This is a genomic window from Microbulbifer maximicatervae (SeqCode), assembly GCF_052467825.1.
On record NZ_CP174327.1, the window covers coordinates 552,697 to 570,385 of the forward strand.

The following is a 17,689-nucleotide window of genomic DNA, read 5'->3' on the forward strand; positions in this document are numbered from 1 at the left end:
ATTAACCCTCTTGCTGAACAGGCTCTAGCCCTGGTCACTAGGCTATGACAATGAAACCATGACCGCCCCGGCTCCCGTGCAATGGCCCGTACTCTATTAGACCGCGACACTCGGCAGATTTAATTTAGAATTCGCGTTTTCATCAAGCAAAAACCTGAATGTGGCACATTCATCTCAAATCAGAGAGGTGGAACACATTCTTCAATGGATTTACGAGGATAAAGGGATATGTCCATCAACGAACATGCAACCAAGATACAGGTGAGTCGACTGGTTAACACCGCTCTGACAGCGATTAAGGATAAAGATCCGAGATTTGATCAGACTCTGGTTCGCACCCTGGATCAACTCAACTTAATCAGCCGGAACCTGAATACCGCCAAACATAACGTACAGCACTTTGCTGGAATGATGGCGAGCGGCGCTCATGGACAAAACGCCTACCGAGTCAATCAATCCATGAACTCGAAGCTGAGAACCCTTTCATCACTTGAAGCCTTCCTCGCAGAAGAGTGGAAAAAGCTTGGTAAAGCAGTTGACGCATATAGGACACAGCTACCATGGGAAGGCAAGACCGAATTGGAACTCCTGGATATGCTTGCGGGAGAAATCGAGTCGTTCGATAAATTACTTAAGAAAAACGTCATTCAGGTTCCAAAGCACCAGACCAACCCACACCAAACGATGACCCTTCAAAGAGAAATCACGCAATTAAAGGCAATACCCGCTCATACAGCGCCAAGTATGCTTGTCTTAATTTCCATCGGCCTTCGTTTATTTGCAATGTACGTCGGCTCTAAAAGAGTGAATAGCAATAGATAATCTCGATTTCCCTTTTGGCAGCTCGCTAGGCGCTGGACGTTTTTCATCTGACAGGCTCAATGCCTGTCGGAACCTTCTAAATAAGCGGGGCAAATCAAGATTGTGTTAGGAATACCCATATTTCTACCCATTAACCTGGTTAAAACAATACCTTAAAAAAACCACTTAGCCACTCACCTCATAAAGAACAAAGCCTCACCCATCGATCATGTGATGCACTCCTTACAATACTCACGAGCTGCACCTATACACGAGAGAAAGGTTTATCACCAATCAAGCAGGCCGCTCGCCTGTTGACACCGATAAAGGTTTTTTCACGTTAGTTAGAGCCAGGGAGTGTCTACTGAGTCATGACGTATAGAGAGAGCCTAGGACACAGTTGAGCTAGATAAATCATGCGCCAAACTGGGGGTTATTTTGCTCTAGTGGTGGGATTATCTGTGGGGTTTTGTGATTAAATCAAATAGAAAGCGAGCAAATTCGGTAGTTATAACCGATTATTCAACTCCCGCTATCTCCACCAAGTTGCTGTCTCAGACAACCCACGAAAGCCCCGAAAATCTAGTGTTTCTGAGGCTTTTGTTTATTTGGACCATCACCTATCCAGATCCGGTCTCAAGTTGACAGATTAATAGCAGTGTCACCCTCCACCCCCTCTAAAAGGTATGCCATGCCGCAGCCTAACAGCTGAGCGCGTCCTCAAGCCACCAGATAAAAACTCCATAGAGTCAAATGAGAAAGGGTTGGCTATCGAAGTAACCCCGACCGGGCCTAAGTGTTACCTATTCTATTTCCACCTACATAGCAAACGCCGTGAGATGACACTAAGCCTCTACCCAGTTGTGAGTCTGGAGTGTGCCTGTGAATTTCGTAATTTAGCCCAACAGAATATTGCCGAAAGCATCAGCCTTCTCGATACAAAAACGCATCCGCAAAGAGTCCGCCATAGAGGCCAATCGCAACAGCTTTGCCGATGGAGGTAATGAGTGACTAGCTGCAAAGCTGGAAATGTAATCACGGCGAACTTTAGTAATCGTTAACGAAAGATCAAATTTCATGCCCGAAGATAACTTCCTCCCTTAATGGCCTAGCGGTGAACAAAGCTTGAAATTAAAAGGGAGGGCATAGGCAACTCTATTCCAACAAACAACCAGCCAAATTAATTAAAATTGAAAGGTACATTGAACTAGATAACTTACCAAATTACTCCTTACATCAAAAGTTTTGGCGAGATCACATTACTTAGGGTTAAATGTAATCCGTCTAATTATCCCATTTTCTTCGAAACTCGACAGTACTGTGACACCGACCAACTCCGAAGTAACCAAATCTAATCTTTAGCATTTTTTTAAACCGTAAAACTGCCTCCCTCTAAGTGAGTTCATAGAACCCTTCAATTGGAAGTATCCCCCTTTCAATGAAAGCAAGAATTCAAGCACATCATTTGAAAGCTGTAGAAAAGCCAAGAAAGGAAAAATTTTAACAAAGTTTATACACACATAGATGGGCCTACTCACTCAGATCAAGGTTGAAAAAATGGAAATACCAGTGAGAACTACTAGTATCCACTTTTCGACAGGAAGAGCCCATACATGATATTTTCATTTAGTTCGTCCGAAATCAATAACCAATTGGGGACAAAAGGTACTTACGGGTTATCGAGAAGGACATTCCGGCAAGGAACAACTAGGAGGACAGAGGGAAAACATATTCTACAAAAATGCTCACAACAATCTTGTTTAAGTACGACCAATCACTATGGCGCTCCGAAGTAATTAGAAATTAATTTAGCAAGTACAAAAAGCCCTTTCCTGACTTACCATTACAATAAAATTAACTAACCGACCCTAAAAGCTGAAGCTAAAACCATAAATGTCAACACTAAAGTACAAGAGAAATTTATTTATTACTTACCCAGTGGATGGTAAGCTCTTGGCCAAAATTTTAACCGCTTTACTAAAATCGCTAAACATAACGATATTCATCAACGTCGAACTCGCATTAAAAAAGTAAAAAAATATGAATTAATTTGCGCTTCTTTTACTACATATAGAATGGTTTAAGTACAGAAAATCAGCAAATTTTCCGCGCTCTATTGCGGAAGTTGAGAAGAAAATCACCTGAAAATCTTTTTCACACCAGCCAGGAAGACTTTGTGTACTGTATGAGCGTAAGTTGAAATAACAGAAAAATGATATCAACAAAATCTAAAGCTTGCACGAGTCACAAATATATTGTATCGCCAAGGATAATGATAAAAAAGCTGTATGAGTATGACAGTAAAACCTCTATTGCCTCTACAGTTAAAGATAGCGTTATTCTAATTCCTGTAGATCACCAGAGAATAATCACGATAGCAAGACCTTAGATATAAGGATTAGTATGGCCAAAGAGATTAGATAGTCCAGGGGAAAGAGAAGATGGCCGAAAGTGCAAAAATAGTTTCGCCCCAGCTGCATCAAAAAAACAATCCCTACCAGTGAGGAAAGAAGCGGATAAGTAATAGCCTAGAGCCGCAGTTAAGCTGTTAATTGATCACCAAAATATTGATTTTTACTATCAAGAAAATTCCCTAAATGCAGAGTGGGCGATGCGATCAACCCATTCATAGCCGTATGCACCAGGGATTTAAGGAAATGGATAATTAAGGCACTGGAAGCTTTTTATTTCGCCCCAAAAAAGCACTTTCATCAACTTCATTAGCCTCTAATCCACTCGCGCTAACAATATGGCTTTTTGCATACAGCTTGAAAGCTGAAGTTAGCAAGAATGATCTCGTAGACCCACGCCGCCCAGTAATGGACGTGGGTATTTGTTTTTTGTCAGGGTCGACTACTTAAATAGGAGGTTTACTATGCGTGTAAAACCGATTCTGCTGTATCTGGCATCGACCGCCTTGGTTGCATTACAGCAACCCGCAGCAGCCAACTCCGGGGAGAAAGCTTCAGAATCTCGAGTTCCGCGATTAAGCGTACCCCACGAAGGCACACTCCATGCGGAGCGCAACAAGCAAGCCTGGCCAGAGGTGATCAGGTATCGTCCGGATGAAGAGGTGCGCATCATCATCGAACTGCACGGGCCTTCTGCTGCGGAGCAGGCTGGCTTGCGTGCATCCGGCGCTATCGGTACACGGCGGGATATGCGCGCTTTCGTCGCCCGGCAGCAAGAGCTGGGCCTGCGCCAGCAGCAAATGGTCGCCAAACTTCAACAGCGCAAACTGATCGCGGGCCACAGCCACCGTTTCACTCGTGCAGTCAACGCCATCAGCGCAACCGCCAGGGTGGACCAGCTGCCCGCTATCGCCGCCATGCCAGAGGTGCGCGCGGTAACCCAGGACCGGCAGGTGCGCGCTTTTCAGGCCGGTAGTCCACAGCAAGTACGCGCCCCCGAGGTATGGGCAATGCGCGATGCGCAGGACAGGGCTGTCAAAGGACAAGGGACCAGTATCGCCATTATCGATACCGGCATTGATTACACCCACGAAGACCTGGGCGGCTGTTTGGGCAGCGGCTGCCGCGTGGCCGGTGGCTACGATTTCGTGAACGATGATGCTGATCCCATGGACGACCACTTCCACGGCACCATGGTGGCCGGCGTGGCCGCTACGGTAGCGCCCGCTGCTACGCTCTACGCCTACAAGGCGCTGGATGGCGAAGGATTGGGTTACGATAGCGACATCATCGCCGCCATCGAGGCCGCGCTGGACCCGGACGGAAATCCGCAAACGGATGATGCGGTGGACGTGATCAATCTAAGCCTGGGCGGCGTGGGTGGAAGCAACTCGGTTCTATCCGTCGCCGCCAACAATGCCATGCGCGCTGGTGTTGTGGTGGTCGCCGCCGCCGGCAACGACGGTCCCTTTTTCAACTCCATTGGCAGTCCCGGTTCCGCGGAGGAAATAGTCACCGTGGGCGCAGTGGATGGGGCGGGCAACCTGGCGGACTTCAGTTCCCGGGGCATGTTCGGTATCAGCCTGGACCTGAACAGTAACAGCGTCAAGCCGGAGATAGTCGCGCCGGGTGTGGATATCTCTAGTGCCAACTTAGGCGGCGGCCTCCGCACTGAATCCGGTACTTCTTTTGCCGCGCCCCATGTGGCAGGCGCCGCAGCGCTACTGCGTCAGTTACACCCGGAACTGACCAGCGCTGAGATCAAAGCGCTGCTGGTCAACCGCGCCACACAGGTGGACGGCCAACTGGCCGAGGTCGGCAACGGGCAGTTAGATGCCTTCGCAGCCGCGAGCGCTCGTTTTCTGGTCAGCCCGCCAACTCTCTATGCAGGGCACTTTGGACAAGGCGCTCACAGCCAGAGATCCCTGCAGGTGACGATTAAGAACCTAAGCGCTCCTTCCGAATTCGCAGTTGCAAACGGGGGGACTTTCCCGGCCGGCGCCGACTTGGATCTTTCCACTGACCAGTTCGATTTGGAAGTGGGTGCGAGCAGAGCCGAACTCGTCGACCTGAATGTCGATCACGACCAGGTACCCTACCTCGAACCGCTCTACCTCACCTACGATTCGGCGCTTGAATACTCATCCGGCGAAGAGCGGGCGCGCCTGCCAGTAGCCTTCCACCGCGCGGAGATACTGGCCATACGTGAATCCGAGGCGCCAGGGGATTTCTGGTCCTATTACGCGGTGTTGTTCAATAAGAGCTGGTCTGCTTGGGGGAGCCAATTTGATTTTGAAAGTGCTGAACCGGTTCTACGTATGGCGGTGCGTGACGAGCCGATCAACATTCTATTCGGTACGGACGTCTTTGCTGATGGACAGCGGTATGACGTCTGGCAAGCATTTGAAAACCGGCAAGTGTCCGATGGTGAATTGGTAGTACCTGCAAGGGTTCTAGGGGCTGGCATTGCCCCTCTGCAAACAGAAAGCGGCAAGACACTCCAGTTTGTACAACAGGCCCTTGAAGTGACCCACCCCGATCTACCCGTGCCAGCCATGTTCCAGAGGTACGGTAGGGATATACCCACTTCAACCCTGCATAACCTGCCTGACAGCTTCCACGTCAACTATATGGGCCTGGCGGAGGAAGAGAACACGCACCCGCAGGACCGCAAGCTATATATGATCAAGCACAGCCAACAAGGTATGTCCGAAGACCTACACTTCGATCTCAGCAATCCCGGCAGCACGCAATTGCTGATCGGCAATCCGTTCTGGAATCGGGAGGGTTATAACGTGGGTTATGGGCTCAATACGTACGGCACCGATTTCAACTTTTGGGAATCGAGCGAGATGACCCACAAATCGTCCCTTCTAACCTTGTATGGGCACGAGGAGGGTATCGCCGCTTGGCCCACATTTTTGAATTTGCATGTACCCCTAGGGGAAGATTGGACTACGGAGACCCACAGCAACGAAATTTCCGTCGGCCGCACGGTCTACCGCAAGCTGCGGCGTAGCGATGAGGACTTCACTATCCCCGAGGTAATACTGGAACGGTCCAGTGGAATCATGCTTATGGGCCAGGGGCCCAGGTATTTCGCCGGGGGCCTGCGCAATGACGGCGGTAATCACCGCTTACTTCCCAACCACATCGGTCAGCTTTCTTCGGGCTGGATAATGGATAGCTGGGGCAACGGCTATAGACCGGAGTCCAGATATCGTGCCCTGTGCCTACCCGGCGATAGTGAATTGAGCAGCAATGACTTTATTTCAGAGGACCTGTTCTTTGCCGGCAGCGAATGCACCTCGGTGCAGGTGGATTTCGAGTACACCACATCTCTCGGTGAAGGGGAGTACACCTCCAGCGCCCGAGTGCAACTCAATAACTTGGATGGTGCCGCCGCGCCGCGTATCGCCATGCTGGAACTGCTGGACGACGACGTGATTTCGCACTTTGCGCGCCGCAATGCCAAGCTGTATTTGTCCTTCGAAAGCCAGTTACCGCTCGACTCTGTGACCACCGAGATGGCGCTGGACGGGGGTGATTGGTTACCGTTGGAAACCGCACCAGAAGACGGTCGCTACCTTACCCTGCTGCCCGAAGTGTCGGAATCCTCCGTCGTCGACCTACGCATTGCCGCCACAGACAATGCCGGCAACAGTGTTCAGAACACGATTCGCGGTGCCTTTGTACTGGGCTTGGATGCAGCAACGGTAGTGGATACCGATAATGACGGCGCTGTAGACAGCGAAGATGCCCAGCCCTTTAACCCCCGCTTCCAGCAGGGATCGAGTTCCGGTGTGAAGTTTAATTCGGGAACTGCGAGCGATCTCGAGGCAAGTCCCGGCGAGAAGGATGTGGTGGTACAGGTATTTAGCCTGGAGACGGACGTGCAATCGGAACTCAACAGCCTGACCTTACAAGCATCCGGCAGCGGAGATGACGGACTGGAGATCGCCCAAGCGAAACTTTACCTGGATAAAAACAGCGACGGAGCCCTGAATGAGAGTGACACCATGCTTGCCAGCAGCGAGTTTGAAACAGATGACGGCGAGCTGACTTTCCAACTCGACCTGCCGGGACCGCTGACGCTGGAGTCTGGCGTGAGCCATTTCATCGTCACTTACGATTTTGTGCAATGAAGGAACGCAAACTAATGAACGGGAAAAACTTCATACTCAAATCTGCGGTCTCCGCTCTGCTGCTATTAGCCCTGAGTGCTTGTGGCGGCGGGGGCGGTGACGGTTCCAGTAGTTCCAACAGCGGCAGTGGTTCCGGTGGTTCCGGCGGTTCCGGCGGTTCCGGTGGTTCCGGCGGTTCCGGTGGTTCCGGTGGTTCCGGTGGTTCCGAATCCAAAACCTTCTCTAGCAGTATTACCGCCGTGAATATTAGCCGAAAGGACAGCGGTGATTCGCTGCCGATATCTGGATTGCCTAGTGAGGGGGCAGAAATTACGCTGAGCGAATAAATTGCTTTTGAGTATAGGGGGCTGAAAACCCTTTTTGACACCTATGAGCAAACGCCAGCTGTAGCATTCCACTTTGGATTCTGTCGCAAACTTTGCGACAGAATCCAACAATAGTCACCCTATAAGCCACCCTTATACTTTGCTCAAAGATATCTTTAGCTGTTTAGAGTTTCTTAGCCTTCTCACCACATGTAGTTAGTACACCACAATCAAAGGCTTATTATTTCGTTAACCTGAGTAGAAACCTTATCAAAGAAGGGGCTTGGATACCCCAATTATTGGGCCCGGCCAGCTCTCAGGAGCATCAGCCAATCAGCACCCTACACAACTCGCACCTGCACAAAAATAGCCCCCAACTCCCGTAGTTTTCTCTATTAGGTAGATTCATTAACGGGCTATCAAATGTACGAAACTTTTAACTTGTATTTACCAAAAAATATTTTCAACCTTTAACATCTCCTCTAAAGCGAAAAATGCCAGCATCTAGGTTAGCCTTTTTTATCATTTGCCTGTGCTATATTCCGAGAAAATCCCCCTCGTATCGCAGAATCTTTTCGGGTAGCTCTTGCACTTTTTAGGTACAGCTTAGCGATAAATTCCAGAATTAAATTTATTACCTAGGGTAAGAGCCGCCACTAGTGGAAAACCCAAATCTATTAATAATAGACTTTGCCACCACCTTGGCTGTCAGTAATATATCAATAAAGCTCTACACTCTATACTTCAAGCACCCTTGAAAATTTAAATAAAGGACTGCCATGAGCAAGTCTGAGCACGAAGCGTTTATGCAAGCAGCCATTGAGAAAGCGCGCAAGGGCATGGCCGCAGGCGGTGTTCCCACCGGCTGTGTAGTAGTGCGTGATGGAGAAATTATCGGCAGAGGCCACAATCAGCGTATCCAACAGGATAGTGTTATCAAGCATGCTGAAATGGACGCATTGGAAAAGACTGGAAGGTTACGAGCAGTCGAGTATCAAAAGTGTACGCTTTATACGACCCTTTCGCCCTGCCCTATGTGCAGCGGAGCCATACGTCTATACGGCATTAGGAATATTGTTATCGGTGAAAACAAAACCTTTCAGGGAGATGAACTACTACTCAGATCTGAAGGCATAAGCCTAACCATCCCAAATAATTCTGATTGCATTAGTCTTATGAATGAATTTATCCAACAGCACCCTGAGATCTGGCATGAAGATATTGGCGAGCAAAAAATATAAAAACATTGAATAAAAGTGGAATTAAATTAAAAACAACAAAATAGTCATTGCCGCACCTAGAGAATTAGCCTTCAATCCCTCGATTTTATGGATGCCCTGCCATTAAAGCCACACTACAGAGTGAGCAAGAAATACTTAATGAAAAGATACCCCGGCTAACACAGAATCGGAATGCATTAGCTCAGAATGTTAACGAGCCTCTACCAGATAGGGATTAGCTTTTTTCTTTTACCATTTAGCCCAGAGTCGTGCAGGTTTCCCACCATGAATATCGTGCCACATCGCATTTTTACCCCCACTAAAAAGCCCAGTCTTATCCGGCTCTTCAAAATCTGATAACAGCTTTTTGGCACGTTATTTAGCCCTCTCCTTCCTCCGCTTTTCATATCCAAGGGAACGTTTTTGATCTGTCACACAATACTCATCCAGTAGCAATAACCTCGAGAGCTATGGATAAAGTCTTTGCTACTGCAATATTCCCGTAATTTTTTACCGAAAGGCTTCATTTAGAATATCTCAATAACGGCGCATAAAATGTTATCAAAAAAAATACATCAACATTTTCCCTGATAATGCCTTCGACTTTGTTGGCTGGTGCCCTTTTGAAGAGTAACTTAGGACGGGTGGCAATTTTCTAGTAGGCCTGGTGTTCGATTGCCGCATCAAAGAGGGCTCGTGGTGTTACTCGGCCACTCGCCTTTTCAAAAAAATCAAACTAATGAAGATTACGGAGCATCATCATGGAAGAGACTCTCACACTCTCTCCCGACAGCCTGCAGCGCCAACTCAAAAAGCAAATCGCGTCCCTCACACTCTCTCCTGACGACCTGCAGCGCCTGCTAGGCAAGCAAGCCACACAATTAGATAGTTCGACCTCTCTCTCTTTCGAATTCACGCCAACATCTCAAACAGACCCACTGCGACGTGACCCCGTCCTGAGCAACCTATTGCAACATGAAGCTCGCATGCTCGAGTGGCTCAGTGAATCTGAAGGCAATGCACGCCAATTTGCGCTCGACCCAATTTCGACCTTTCAGCGGGTATGCGACCCGAGCCCCGAGCTGGTCGAGGAGCTGCGCGGCCTGTTTGATCGAGAAGAGCCAGGCGACTTAATTGAAGAAGAAATTGAACAGCAGCAAGGTCTGCAAGAAGTTGAATCCTCGCCAGATCCAGACCTTTCGCAAGGCTGGGATTTGATCAGTGCCTCGACTCAAGGAGCGGTCAACAATTGGATTAGCGAGCTCTTCGAAGGCGACTCCGGCCAATGGTCATTCAGCGGAAATGTCGGCAAGGGCCCCGCCAAGGTTCGCTACGAGTTCGCATTTGATTGTCCCGCTTTCATTGATCCCGAAGACCTAAAGGCGACGCTCGACCTGCCCATCACAGGGTTCATCAAGTTCCCAGGTATCACAAGCAACATCGAAGATGCGCAGGGCCAAAGCCCCGGTCACGCCCGGCTCGTTCTTGACCTCGACAAAATGCAAGCCAGCGCCAGCATCAACCACTATGGGCAAGTCACCGTGACCATCAAGAAGCCCAACTGGGACATGATGGAACTTGACCTCAGCGATATTCAACTTTCAAAGTCGATCAAGGGCCTCGACATTACCGACGCGATGAAAGGAGCAGTCGACCAACTCATCTCAAGTTTTGATTGGCCCATCAAGTACACGGTTGCTCAACACACCCCCCTGCCCGCCGGGAACCTGGATATCGGGGTGATGTATACAGCCTTTGATGGCGACTCCGACTCAAACCTGTTCGGACTTGGGATATGCCGTGGGAATCGCCAGCCAATAGACGCGCTTCTACCACAGACTGTCCCTAGCAACTGTACATCCGCACTCATCGTATCCAACGACATCATTTTGACTTCGGTGGCTGCAGCGATTGCTGAAGCAACGCCACTGACCTCTTCGCAGCTGACGGTGACCGATACCTACCCCGAAAAAATGTACCTCAACACAGACGTCGAGGATGTGATTGAGGGTGCGCATATCAAAATCAAAGAAAATAACCTCCAAGCGGCGTTCAACAACGACGGCGATCTTGTTATCAGTGCCGACATCAGGGTGAAGCGTGGGGCCATGACCCTGTGGGTCTACCAGACCTTAAAGCTCTCTGCGACGATAAGCTTCAACGCCTACGACGATGTGCTCAATATTCAGGTGAAGACCAAAGCGAAGCTCCCCTTCTGGTGGGCGTTCGTACCGCTTGGCTGGGTGATTCAATTGATCATCTCGATTCTGAGTTCGAAGAAAGGGAGTGTCGACATCGCGATTCCCGGCTTCCAGGTCAAGAAGACGAATTCGCCCGCTTACCTCCAGGTTGGCGGTGACTGGGCCTATATGCCAATCAAGCTTCATTCCACCCCAATAGCGCCTCCGAATATTCAGATGATGCACATCAATCAGCAGCTGGATGAAAACGGCGGAAGGTTCCGGTTTGACTTCAGCAAATACGGTTCAGAAGTGACGAGCTTCATCGTTGCCGCCACCTACTGGTTCTTCAAGTACGAAGGAGGTACAGACCACCAAACTCAAACGCTGGGCCTGTCGCTCACCCAGGTTCACAACAAGAATGCCGTCCTCACCGTCACTCCAGACGCCACCTTGTTCGGCCAGAAGAAAGGTTTAAGTCCCTCAGACTCCCAATTGACATTGTCCTGCATCGCAGTAGTCGACGGCCCCAAAGACGGTGTGATCCTACCGAGAACCATCACCGATATCCCCAATGAATCAACCAGCCCATACATCCCCCTCGATGAGCCAGAGGCTTATGCTGCCCTTGGAGGCTGGGCGTGCGAGTACCACAAGGACAACGACCCGAGCGAACCCCCAAAGTCACACCACGTTCGCACCATTGAGCTCGATGCAACCACCGCGGTTCCTAACAACTACGAAGTGGGTATCCAATCGACTGCACAGATGCACGATGACTCGGGCAACAATGCCATCGCATCGATTGATGGCAATCTCATTGAGCTGAGCAAGAGCCCCCCTCTGATCGCAAAGTACGTGACAAACCTCCAAAAAACGAGTGATGACGTGTATGTCGAGATGGGCCAGCCCATAAGCGACGCGGCAGTATTCCTGTCTGGCTATCGCGTCCACTACGACAGCAGTGACCACGACATCCGGCAAGTCGGCGGAGGTTCGGAAACCTACTCCACGTCAGGCTCGCAGGTCATACTGCACAATCCACATGCACTCATCGGCGACGGCGACTCGGGAAACAGCAAGCACACTCAAGAAAACAGCGAATCGCACGTGTCGTTCCTAATTATCGCAGTACCGGAGTAAATCGCGTGTTGCTCGGGTGGCCATTACACGCCCGAGCAACCTATGCAGTTTCTGCGACGGTGTACACGCCCAGTCTTCTTTGGAGGACGCACCTTCGATACCTCACAGCAAACTGTAGTGGTGTACAATTTAGTAGCTAAAAGAAAACAGCCTTTTATCAACTTTACCGTAAGTAAATGGAAATTCTTTAGCAGACATTTTTTGCATTGCAGGCACAAATCAGTTCTAAGCCGAGTTGTGTCTGCAATTAACGAATCACCATTGCTATAAGTTATTGGGATAGCTTAGTGCGCCATTTGTTCTGTCAATAATTACACGGTAATTTTCAAGAAAATGGGTAAATTCAAAAAACTCAATAATCTTTCTTTAAGCCCTCTACCATACCTATAACCTTGACTCATAAGTAGCAATTTACCTTTAAACCCTATTTGCCATGTCAACCAATTAAGTGTTGATCTACTTAACGATGCAGAAAACCTTAGAGGTGTAGAAACCAATTTGGCAAAACTTTTTAGCGAAAGACTTAGTTCCTTTTAGCCCCCTCATAAAGCTTCGAGGTAAACGAAAAGGGCGATATAAAAACAAAGAAAAAGAATTAGTAACTCCACTCTGCATTTGCCAAAGGAGAACTATTAAGCAGATGCCGACGCTCCTGCCAATCAGGTAAATACGAATCCATTAAAGCTCGGAACCTATCATTGTGATGGCGTTCGAATAAATGCACGAGCTCGTGAACTAGAATAAATTCCAAGCACTCCAATGGTTTCTGAGCAAGCTCTAGGTTAAGCCAAATACGGCGTGCCCCGATATTACAGCTGCCCCACATGGTTTTCATTCGCTTAATGCGCCAATCACAGCCTTCCAGCCCCATTTCATCCAGCCAGCGGGGCAGTAGTTGGCTAACCTCAGCTTTAAGGGTCTTGCGATACCAGTCTTCAAGTACTTTCTTTCGCCCAAGGTGACTAGTACCTGGGTTCACCCGAAGTTCCAGCTTACCCCTGCCTGAAATATGAATCTCATGGCGCCCTCGACGCTCAACCACTGCCAGTCGATAACGTTTTCCAAAAGAGTAGTGGCTCTCGCCACTGACCATTTCGCGTTCCGACTGGCGGGGCTGATCAAGAAAACTACGCTGCTGTTTTTTAATCCAGGGGATACGCGGTACTATCGCACGTCGAATAGCAATATCAGATAAATGTTCAGGCGCGGAGACACGCACTGCCCCCTCAGGCGGCAATACACTGATATGCAAGTTCTTAATCGCCTTACGGTTTATCGTAATCGCTAGGCTACCAACCTGCATATTGATCGTGTCAGGTCGGCTCACTGATACTCCACTTGGGCTTTGACCAGTTCCATCACTTTATCCACATCAACGTCATAACCAGCTGACTTTTCTCGAATGGCATTCGCCACTTCGCGCTCCTTAAAGCGGTCTCCTATCCACTCATCCTTTTTAGTCTTGCGGATGGCGGTATCAATTTTAGTAGCGAGATTCTCATTTTTACCCAGGTTATCATAGAGCGCTCGTTTAGCAGGGGAATCCATTGATGTCGGATACTTGGTTTCATCTGGCTTTAATACATCCTTTGCTAGCACCCTTACCTTCTCAAGATATTCCTGATAATCCAAAGCTTGTTTGCGCCGCTGCTCAATCAGCTCCTCCAGCAGCTCAGACATTTTCTCGTAATATTTGGGGTTGACCGGGTTCTCATCCACAATTTTCTTGCGAATATTGTTTTCAATGGTCTCGGCCATTGCTACCTTGTCTTTACGGATATCCTCTGGCAACTTCTCAAGCCCATCGGCACCGCGATTAACAATTAACTCGATTAGCCCTAACTCCTCGAAGTCCATTAGTGTCTCGCTGTGATCAGCCTGGATATACATATCCAGCAAATGGCGCATACCCGGCTCATAGCGCTTCATCTCAACCAGATCACCACTGGCCAGCTTAATCTCATCGCGGACCTTCTCGAAATAGGTCACTTCCTTTTTGATTTTGCTTGCTTGTACAGAGGAGTAACCCGCATCCTGCATCTCGCAGGCGATATTGCCATAGGCCCTTAGTAACTTGGCAACACTTTGATATAGCGTCAGGCGCAGAGCCTCGTTCTCAGTGCGCTCATCGGCAGACTGTTTATCGTCGCCACAGAAGTAGTGGATATAATCAGCGGTATTACGTGGAGCCTTAACCGGCTCACATAATGCTCTCACCATTTCCAGCGCATCATCCAGATCCTTGCTCGCCTCTGACAAACGGTCTTTTAGCAATCCGGTAACATCTTCCTTGTCATATCCCTCAAAGGCCTCTGACGTATAGTTTTGGATAGATTTTTCCAGAGATCTGAATAGATCCTTATAGTCGATGATATAGCCGTAAGTCTTATCGTCGCCGTCCAAACGATTCACTCGGCAGATAGCCTGAAATAAATTGTGATCTGCCATCTTCTTATCGATATAAAGATAGGTAGCGGAAGGCGCATCAAAACCAGTGAGTAATTTATCCACCACAATCAAAAGACGCATCTGCCCCGGCTCTTCCTTAAAGCGCCTCTTAACTTCTTTCTCAAATTCCTCTGAACGGCTTGCAGCCTGCTCCTCCGGTTGCTCAAAAAAATCCGCCAGCATCTTGCGATAAACATCGTACTTGAAGAGCTTCTCCGTCAGCCCCTCACCAGTCTCTTCACCTTTAATAGCTGCTGCGGTAGGCTTATAGCTGGTAACAATAGCGCACTGACCAGCAAGCGTACTGCCGTTGAACAATTCAAAAACCTTACACGCCTGATACACACTGGCACATACCAGCATGGCATTGCCTCGGCCATCCATTAACCGGGGCTTCGTCTCCATATCCATTAAAATATCATTAACTATCTGCTCCAGTCTCGACTTGCTGGAAAGCAGTTTCTGCATCGTGCCCCATTTTTGTTTCAGTGCTGTCTTACCTAGTGGGCTCAAATCTTTGGTTCTCACCTCAAACCAGTCGTCAACTTTCTTTTGTGAAGTGATACGCTGATCAATATCCCGCGCCTCGTAACGCAGATCCAACACCACTTTATCCTCAACCGCCTCATCGAATTTATAGGCGTGGATAAAAGGGCCGAATACTTCAAGGGATTTTTTCTTATCAGCCCTTATCAGCGGCGTACCGGTAAAGCCAATAAACATGGCTTCCGGCAGGATCTTCTTCATCGCCTTGTGCAGCTTGCCAGACTGTGTGCGGTGACATTCATCCACAAAAACAAAAAGATCCCCTTTGGGGGCAAAGTCATTAGACAGGCTCCCGGCCACCTCCTTAATAAAGTTATCAGTGGCTTTATCTTTTTCTTCCTCGGTATCCTCTTTGCCATTTCGACCAAATTTGTGCACTAACGAGCATACAAGCCAGGGACTCGGGTCATTGAGGGTAGCGATCAGATCGGCGCCGTTCTTGGTTCGGTAGATATTCTCATCAACACCATTAAAGACCGCTTCTATCTGTTCATCGAGCTCAGTGCGGTCGGTAACAATCAACACCCGCGAATCTTTAATATGCTCCCGAATCCACTTGGCCAGCCACACCATAGTCAGGCTCTTACCGGAACCCTGGGTATGCCAGATAATGCCTCCTTCGCGCCTGCGGACATGTCTGTGCGCCGCCTGCACACCGAAGTACTGATTATGGCGAGCGGTTTTTTTGACTCCTGCATCGAAGACAATAAAGTCGTGAATCAACTCCAGAAAACGCCGTTTGTTACATGTCAGACTGAGATGGAAATCGAGTGGGTTGGAATAAGGATTGGTCACATCCTCTTTCCATTCCAGATAATACTTCTCTGCCGTTTCTATGGTGCCGTAGCGTAAACCCTGGGTATCGTTCCCTGCCATAACCAGCTGCATAGTGGTAAAGAAATTTCGGATAAAGTCTTTCTTCTGATTATCCAGATTTTGGCGAATACCTTCGGACACCCCCACAGAAGAGCGCTTTAGCTCAAGTATCCCCAGCGCAATTCCATTAACATACAAAACAATATCTGGGCGTTTCCTATTCTCATCTTTAATTGACACCTCTTCGGCAATAGCGAAGTCATTGGCCTCCGGGTTTTCCCAGTCGATTAACCATACGGTTTGATTCGTTTCACCGGCCCCTTCCTTGTCTTTAACCCCGTAGCGGAGCAAGCTGTAGACATCTTTATTGGCGTAATAGAGCTTTTTACCCTCACCCAGGGCGGCTGCATCTCCCAGTTGATGTAGCACCCTCGCGATTAACGCTTCGCTGGTACCGCGCTCACGCAGCCAGGACGACAGAATTACCTGCTCCACATTGCGATTGTTCTCGCGCTTTTCCCAATTACCTAGGTAGCGATAATTGAGTTCTTCCTGAAAAAGTTTGATCACCCGCTGCTGAGTCAATCGCTCTCGTTGTCCAACGTTACTCATTGCCACTCCATCTGCATTCAAGCCAATTCAAAATCACTTAATCTTCTAGGAAAATTAAAGCGCGCCAACCCGTTGATTAAATACCCTTTTCTTACAACTGCAACCCCTTAGCTCGAAAACAGCTTGAAGCTGACTTGATAGCGGTAGAAATCAATATTACTGGTAACACTCAGGGCGCGACGGATGCGCAGGTCATCCTCAAGTGCAATAATTACGCCCCTAACGGTTTGGCCCGATTCCGCCAACTCCTCCTGCACATAACCCATATAACGCTGCACCTGCCCCACCACGACATCACTGGCCCGGCCGCGCTTTAGTTCAACAACCAATAGTGTCTTTTGATCTTTACTGATCGCGAGAATATCGATGGGGCCGGTATCGGTGGGATACTGCTGCCCGGACAAATCCTCCTCATTGAAGATCTCATAGTCTTTGCCTAACTCGGTGTACTGCCAGTTGGCTATCAGGAATTCTTCAAGGTGCTTTTCAAGTGCGAAGACCGTAGGCTCCTCCACGGTGCTATCGGTATGTACAAGCGCTGGTGGCTGTTTACCCGCAAGTAAACTTTCTAATTCATCCGCATATTTGGTGAGATTGCAGACTGTGCCGATGGAGCCTGCAGAATTTCTGATGGGTTCGCTGAGTTCTTCACGGGAAACCCCCTTATCAAACCAGTTAATCTTACGTCGATGGCGCAGTGCAGTGCCAGGGGCAAAATAATAATCACTGCTGACTTCGCCAACATAATAGAGTCCACTGCCACTAGGGCAGATCACTATGTCGCCAATTTGCATTCCCTTACAAATGGTATGCAACATGCCACAGGCGAGGCCGGCGGCGACTTTTTTCTTATCTGGGTTGGCGGACAGATAGATCGGAATAAAGTCCCGATTGAAGTCTCGTACACTCTCCGGCAAACGGCCAGAGAGGTCTTCCTGAATACTTAAGTCACCGCCTATATAGCCCTCGCGGTGACATTCGTCAGCAAATGCACATCTAGCTCCCGCCATAATGCGGTAAAAACTGCGTTTTGGAGTCATGGGGTGTTTTTATCCTTATTGC

The 17,689-nt window shown here is 48.8% G+C and carries 9 protein-coding genes and 1 pseudogene; 6 read left to right on the plus strand and 4 right to left on the minus strand.

Annotated features, from left to right (window positions below):
• Nucleotides 1-228: 228 nt before the first annotated feature.
• On the plus strand, nucleotides 229-822 hold the full coding sequence (locus tag ACJJII_RS02475; protein WP_108734457.1) for a hypothetical protein: 594 nt from the start codon (nucleotides 229-231) through the stop codon (nucleotides 820-822).
• Nucleotides 823-1,487: 665 nt separating this feature from the next.
• Nucleotides 1,488-1,676 (plus strand): annotated as a pseudogene (locus ACJJII_RS02480) (Arm DNA-binding domain-containing protein); the annotation flags it as partial.
• A gap of 21 nt (nucleotides 1,677-1,697) precedes the next feature.
• Here the strand turns inward: ACJJII_RS02480 and ACJJII_RS02485 are convergent.
• Nucleotides 1,698-1,880 (minus strand): hypothetical protein, encoded by a 183-nt coding sequence (locus ACJJII_RS02485; RefSeq protein ID WP_444919298.1) that lies wholly within the window; start codon nucleotides 1,878-1,880, stop codon nucleotides 1,698-1,700.
• A 1,796-nt stretch (nucleotides 1,881-3,676) separates the two neighbouring features.
• Between ACJJII_RS02485 and ACJJII_RS02490 the strand changes: the two genes are divergently transcribed.
• From ACJJII_RS02490 to ACJJII_RS02505, 4 genes are all read left to right on the plus strand, one after another.
• Nucleotides 3,677-7,357, plus strand: coding sequence for a S8 family peptidase (locus ACJJII_RS02490; protein WP_444918156.1), 3,681 nt, complete (start codon nucleotides 3,677-3,679; stop codon nucleotides 7,355-7,357).
• A gap of 14 nt (nucleotides 7,358-7,371) precedes the next feature.
• On the plus strand, nucleotides 7,372-7,683 hold the full coding sequence (locus ACJJII_RS02495) for a hypothetical protein (protein ID WP_444918157.1): 312 nt from the start codon (nucleotides 7,372-7,374) through the stop codon (nucleotides 7,681-7,683).
• Between the two features lie 758 nt (nucleotides 7,684-8,441).
• Complete coding sequence (locus tag ACJJII_RS02500; RefSeq protein ID WP_444918158.1) at nucleotides 8,442-8,903, plus strand: nucleoside deaminase; 462 nt, start codon at nucleotides 8,442-8,444, stop codon at nucleotides 8,901-8,903.
• A gap of 740 nt (nucleotides 8,904-9,643) precedes the next feature.
• On the plus strand, nucleotides 9,644-12,205 hold the full coding sequence (locus tag ACJJII_RS02505; RefSeq protein WP_444918159.1) for a hypothetical protein: 2,562 nt from the start codon (nucleotides 9,644-9,646) through the stop codon (nucleotides 12,203-12,205).
• Nucleotides 12,206-12,800: 595 nt separating this feature from the next.
• Here ACJJII_RS02505 and ACJJII_RS02510 read toward each other — a convergent pair.
• From ACJJII_RS02510 to ACJJII_RS02520, 3 genes are all read right to left on the minus strand, one after another.
• Entirely contained in the window at nucleotides 12,801-13,532 is a 732-nt protein-coding gene (locus tag ACJJII_RS02510; RefSeq protein ID WP_444918160.1) for a M48 family metallopeptidase, read from the minus strand.
• A complete protein-coding gene (locus ACJJII_RS02515) occupies nucleotides 13,529-16,627 on the minus strand; it encodes a type I restriction endonuclease subunit R (RefSeq protein ID WP_444918161.1) in 3,099 nt (1,032 codons plus the stop codon). Before ACJJII_RS02515 ends, ACJJII_RS02510 begins: the two co-directional genes overlap by 4 nt.
• A 107-nt stretch (nucleotides 16,628-16,734) precedes the next feature.
• Nucleotides 16,735-17,667, minus strand: a complete 933-nt coding sequence (locus ACJJII_RS02520; RefSeq protein WP_444918162.1) for an endonuclease NucS domain-containing protein — start codon at nucleotides 17,665-17,667, stop codon at nucleotides 16,735-16,737.
• Between the last annotated feature and the right edge of the window lie 22 nt (nucleotides 17,668-17,689).

Bases quoted from the DNA above. Each gene is read 5' to 3' on its own strand.
- ACJJII_RS02475 (WP_108734457.1), top strand. From the start codon at position 229: ATGTCCATCAACGAACATGCAACCAAGATACAGGTGAGTCGACTGGTT.
- ACJJII_RS02485 (WP_444919298.1), bottom strand. From the start codon at position 1,880: ATGAAATTTGATCTTTCGTTAACGATTACTAAAGTTCGCCGTGATTAC.
- ACJJII_RS02490 (WP_444918156.1), top strand. From the start codon at position 3,677: ATGCGTGTAAAACCGATTCTGCTGTATCTGGCATCGACCGCCTTGGTT.
- ACJJII_RS02495 (WP_444918157.1), top strand. From the start codon at position 7,372: ATGAACGGGAAAAACTTCATACTCAAATCTGCGGTCTCCGCTCTGCTG.
- ACJJII_RS02500 (WP_444918158.1), top strand. From the start codon at position 8,442: ATGAGCAAGTCTGAGCACGAAGCGTTTATGCAAGCAGCCATTGAGAAA.
- ACJJII_RS02505 (WP_444918159.1), top strand. From the start codon at position 9,644: ATGGAAGAGACTCTCACACTCTCTCCCGACAGCCTGCAGCGCCAACTC.
- ACJJII_RS02515 (WP_444918161.1), bottom strand. From the start codon at position 16,627: ATGAGTAACGTTGGACAACGAGAGCGATTGACTCAGCAGCGGGTGATC.
- ACJJII_RS02520 (WP_444918162.1), bottom strand. From the start codon at position 17,667: ATGACTCCAAAACGCAGTTTTTACCGCATTATGGCGGGAGCTAGATGT.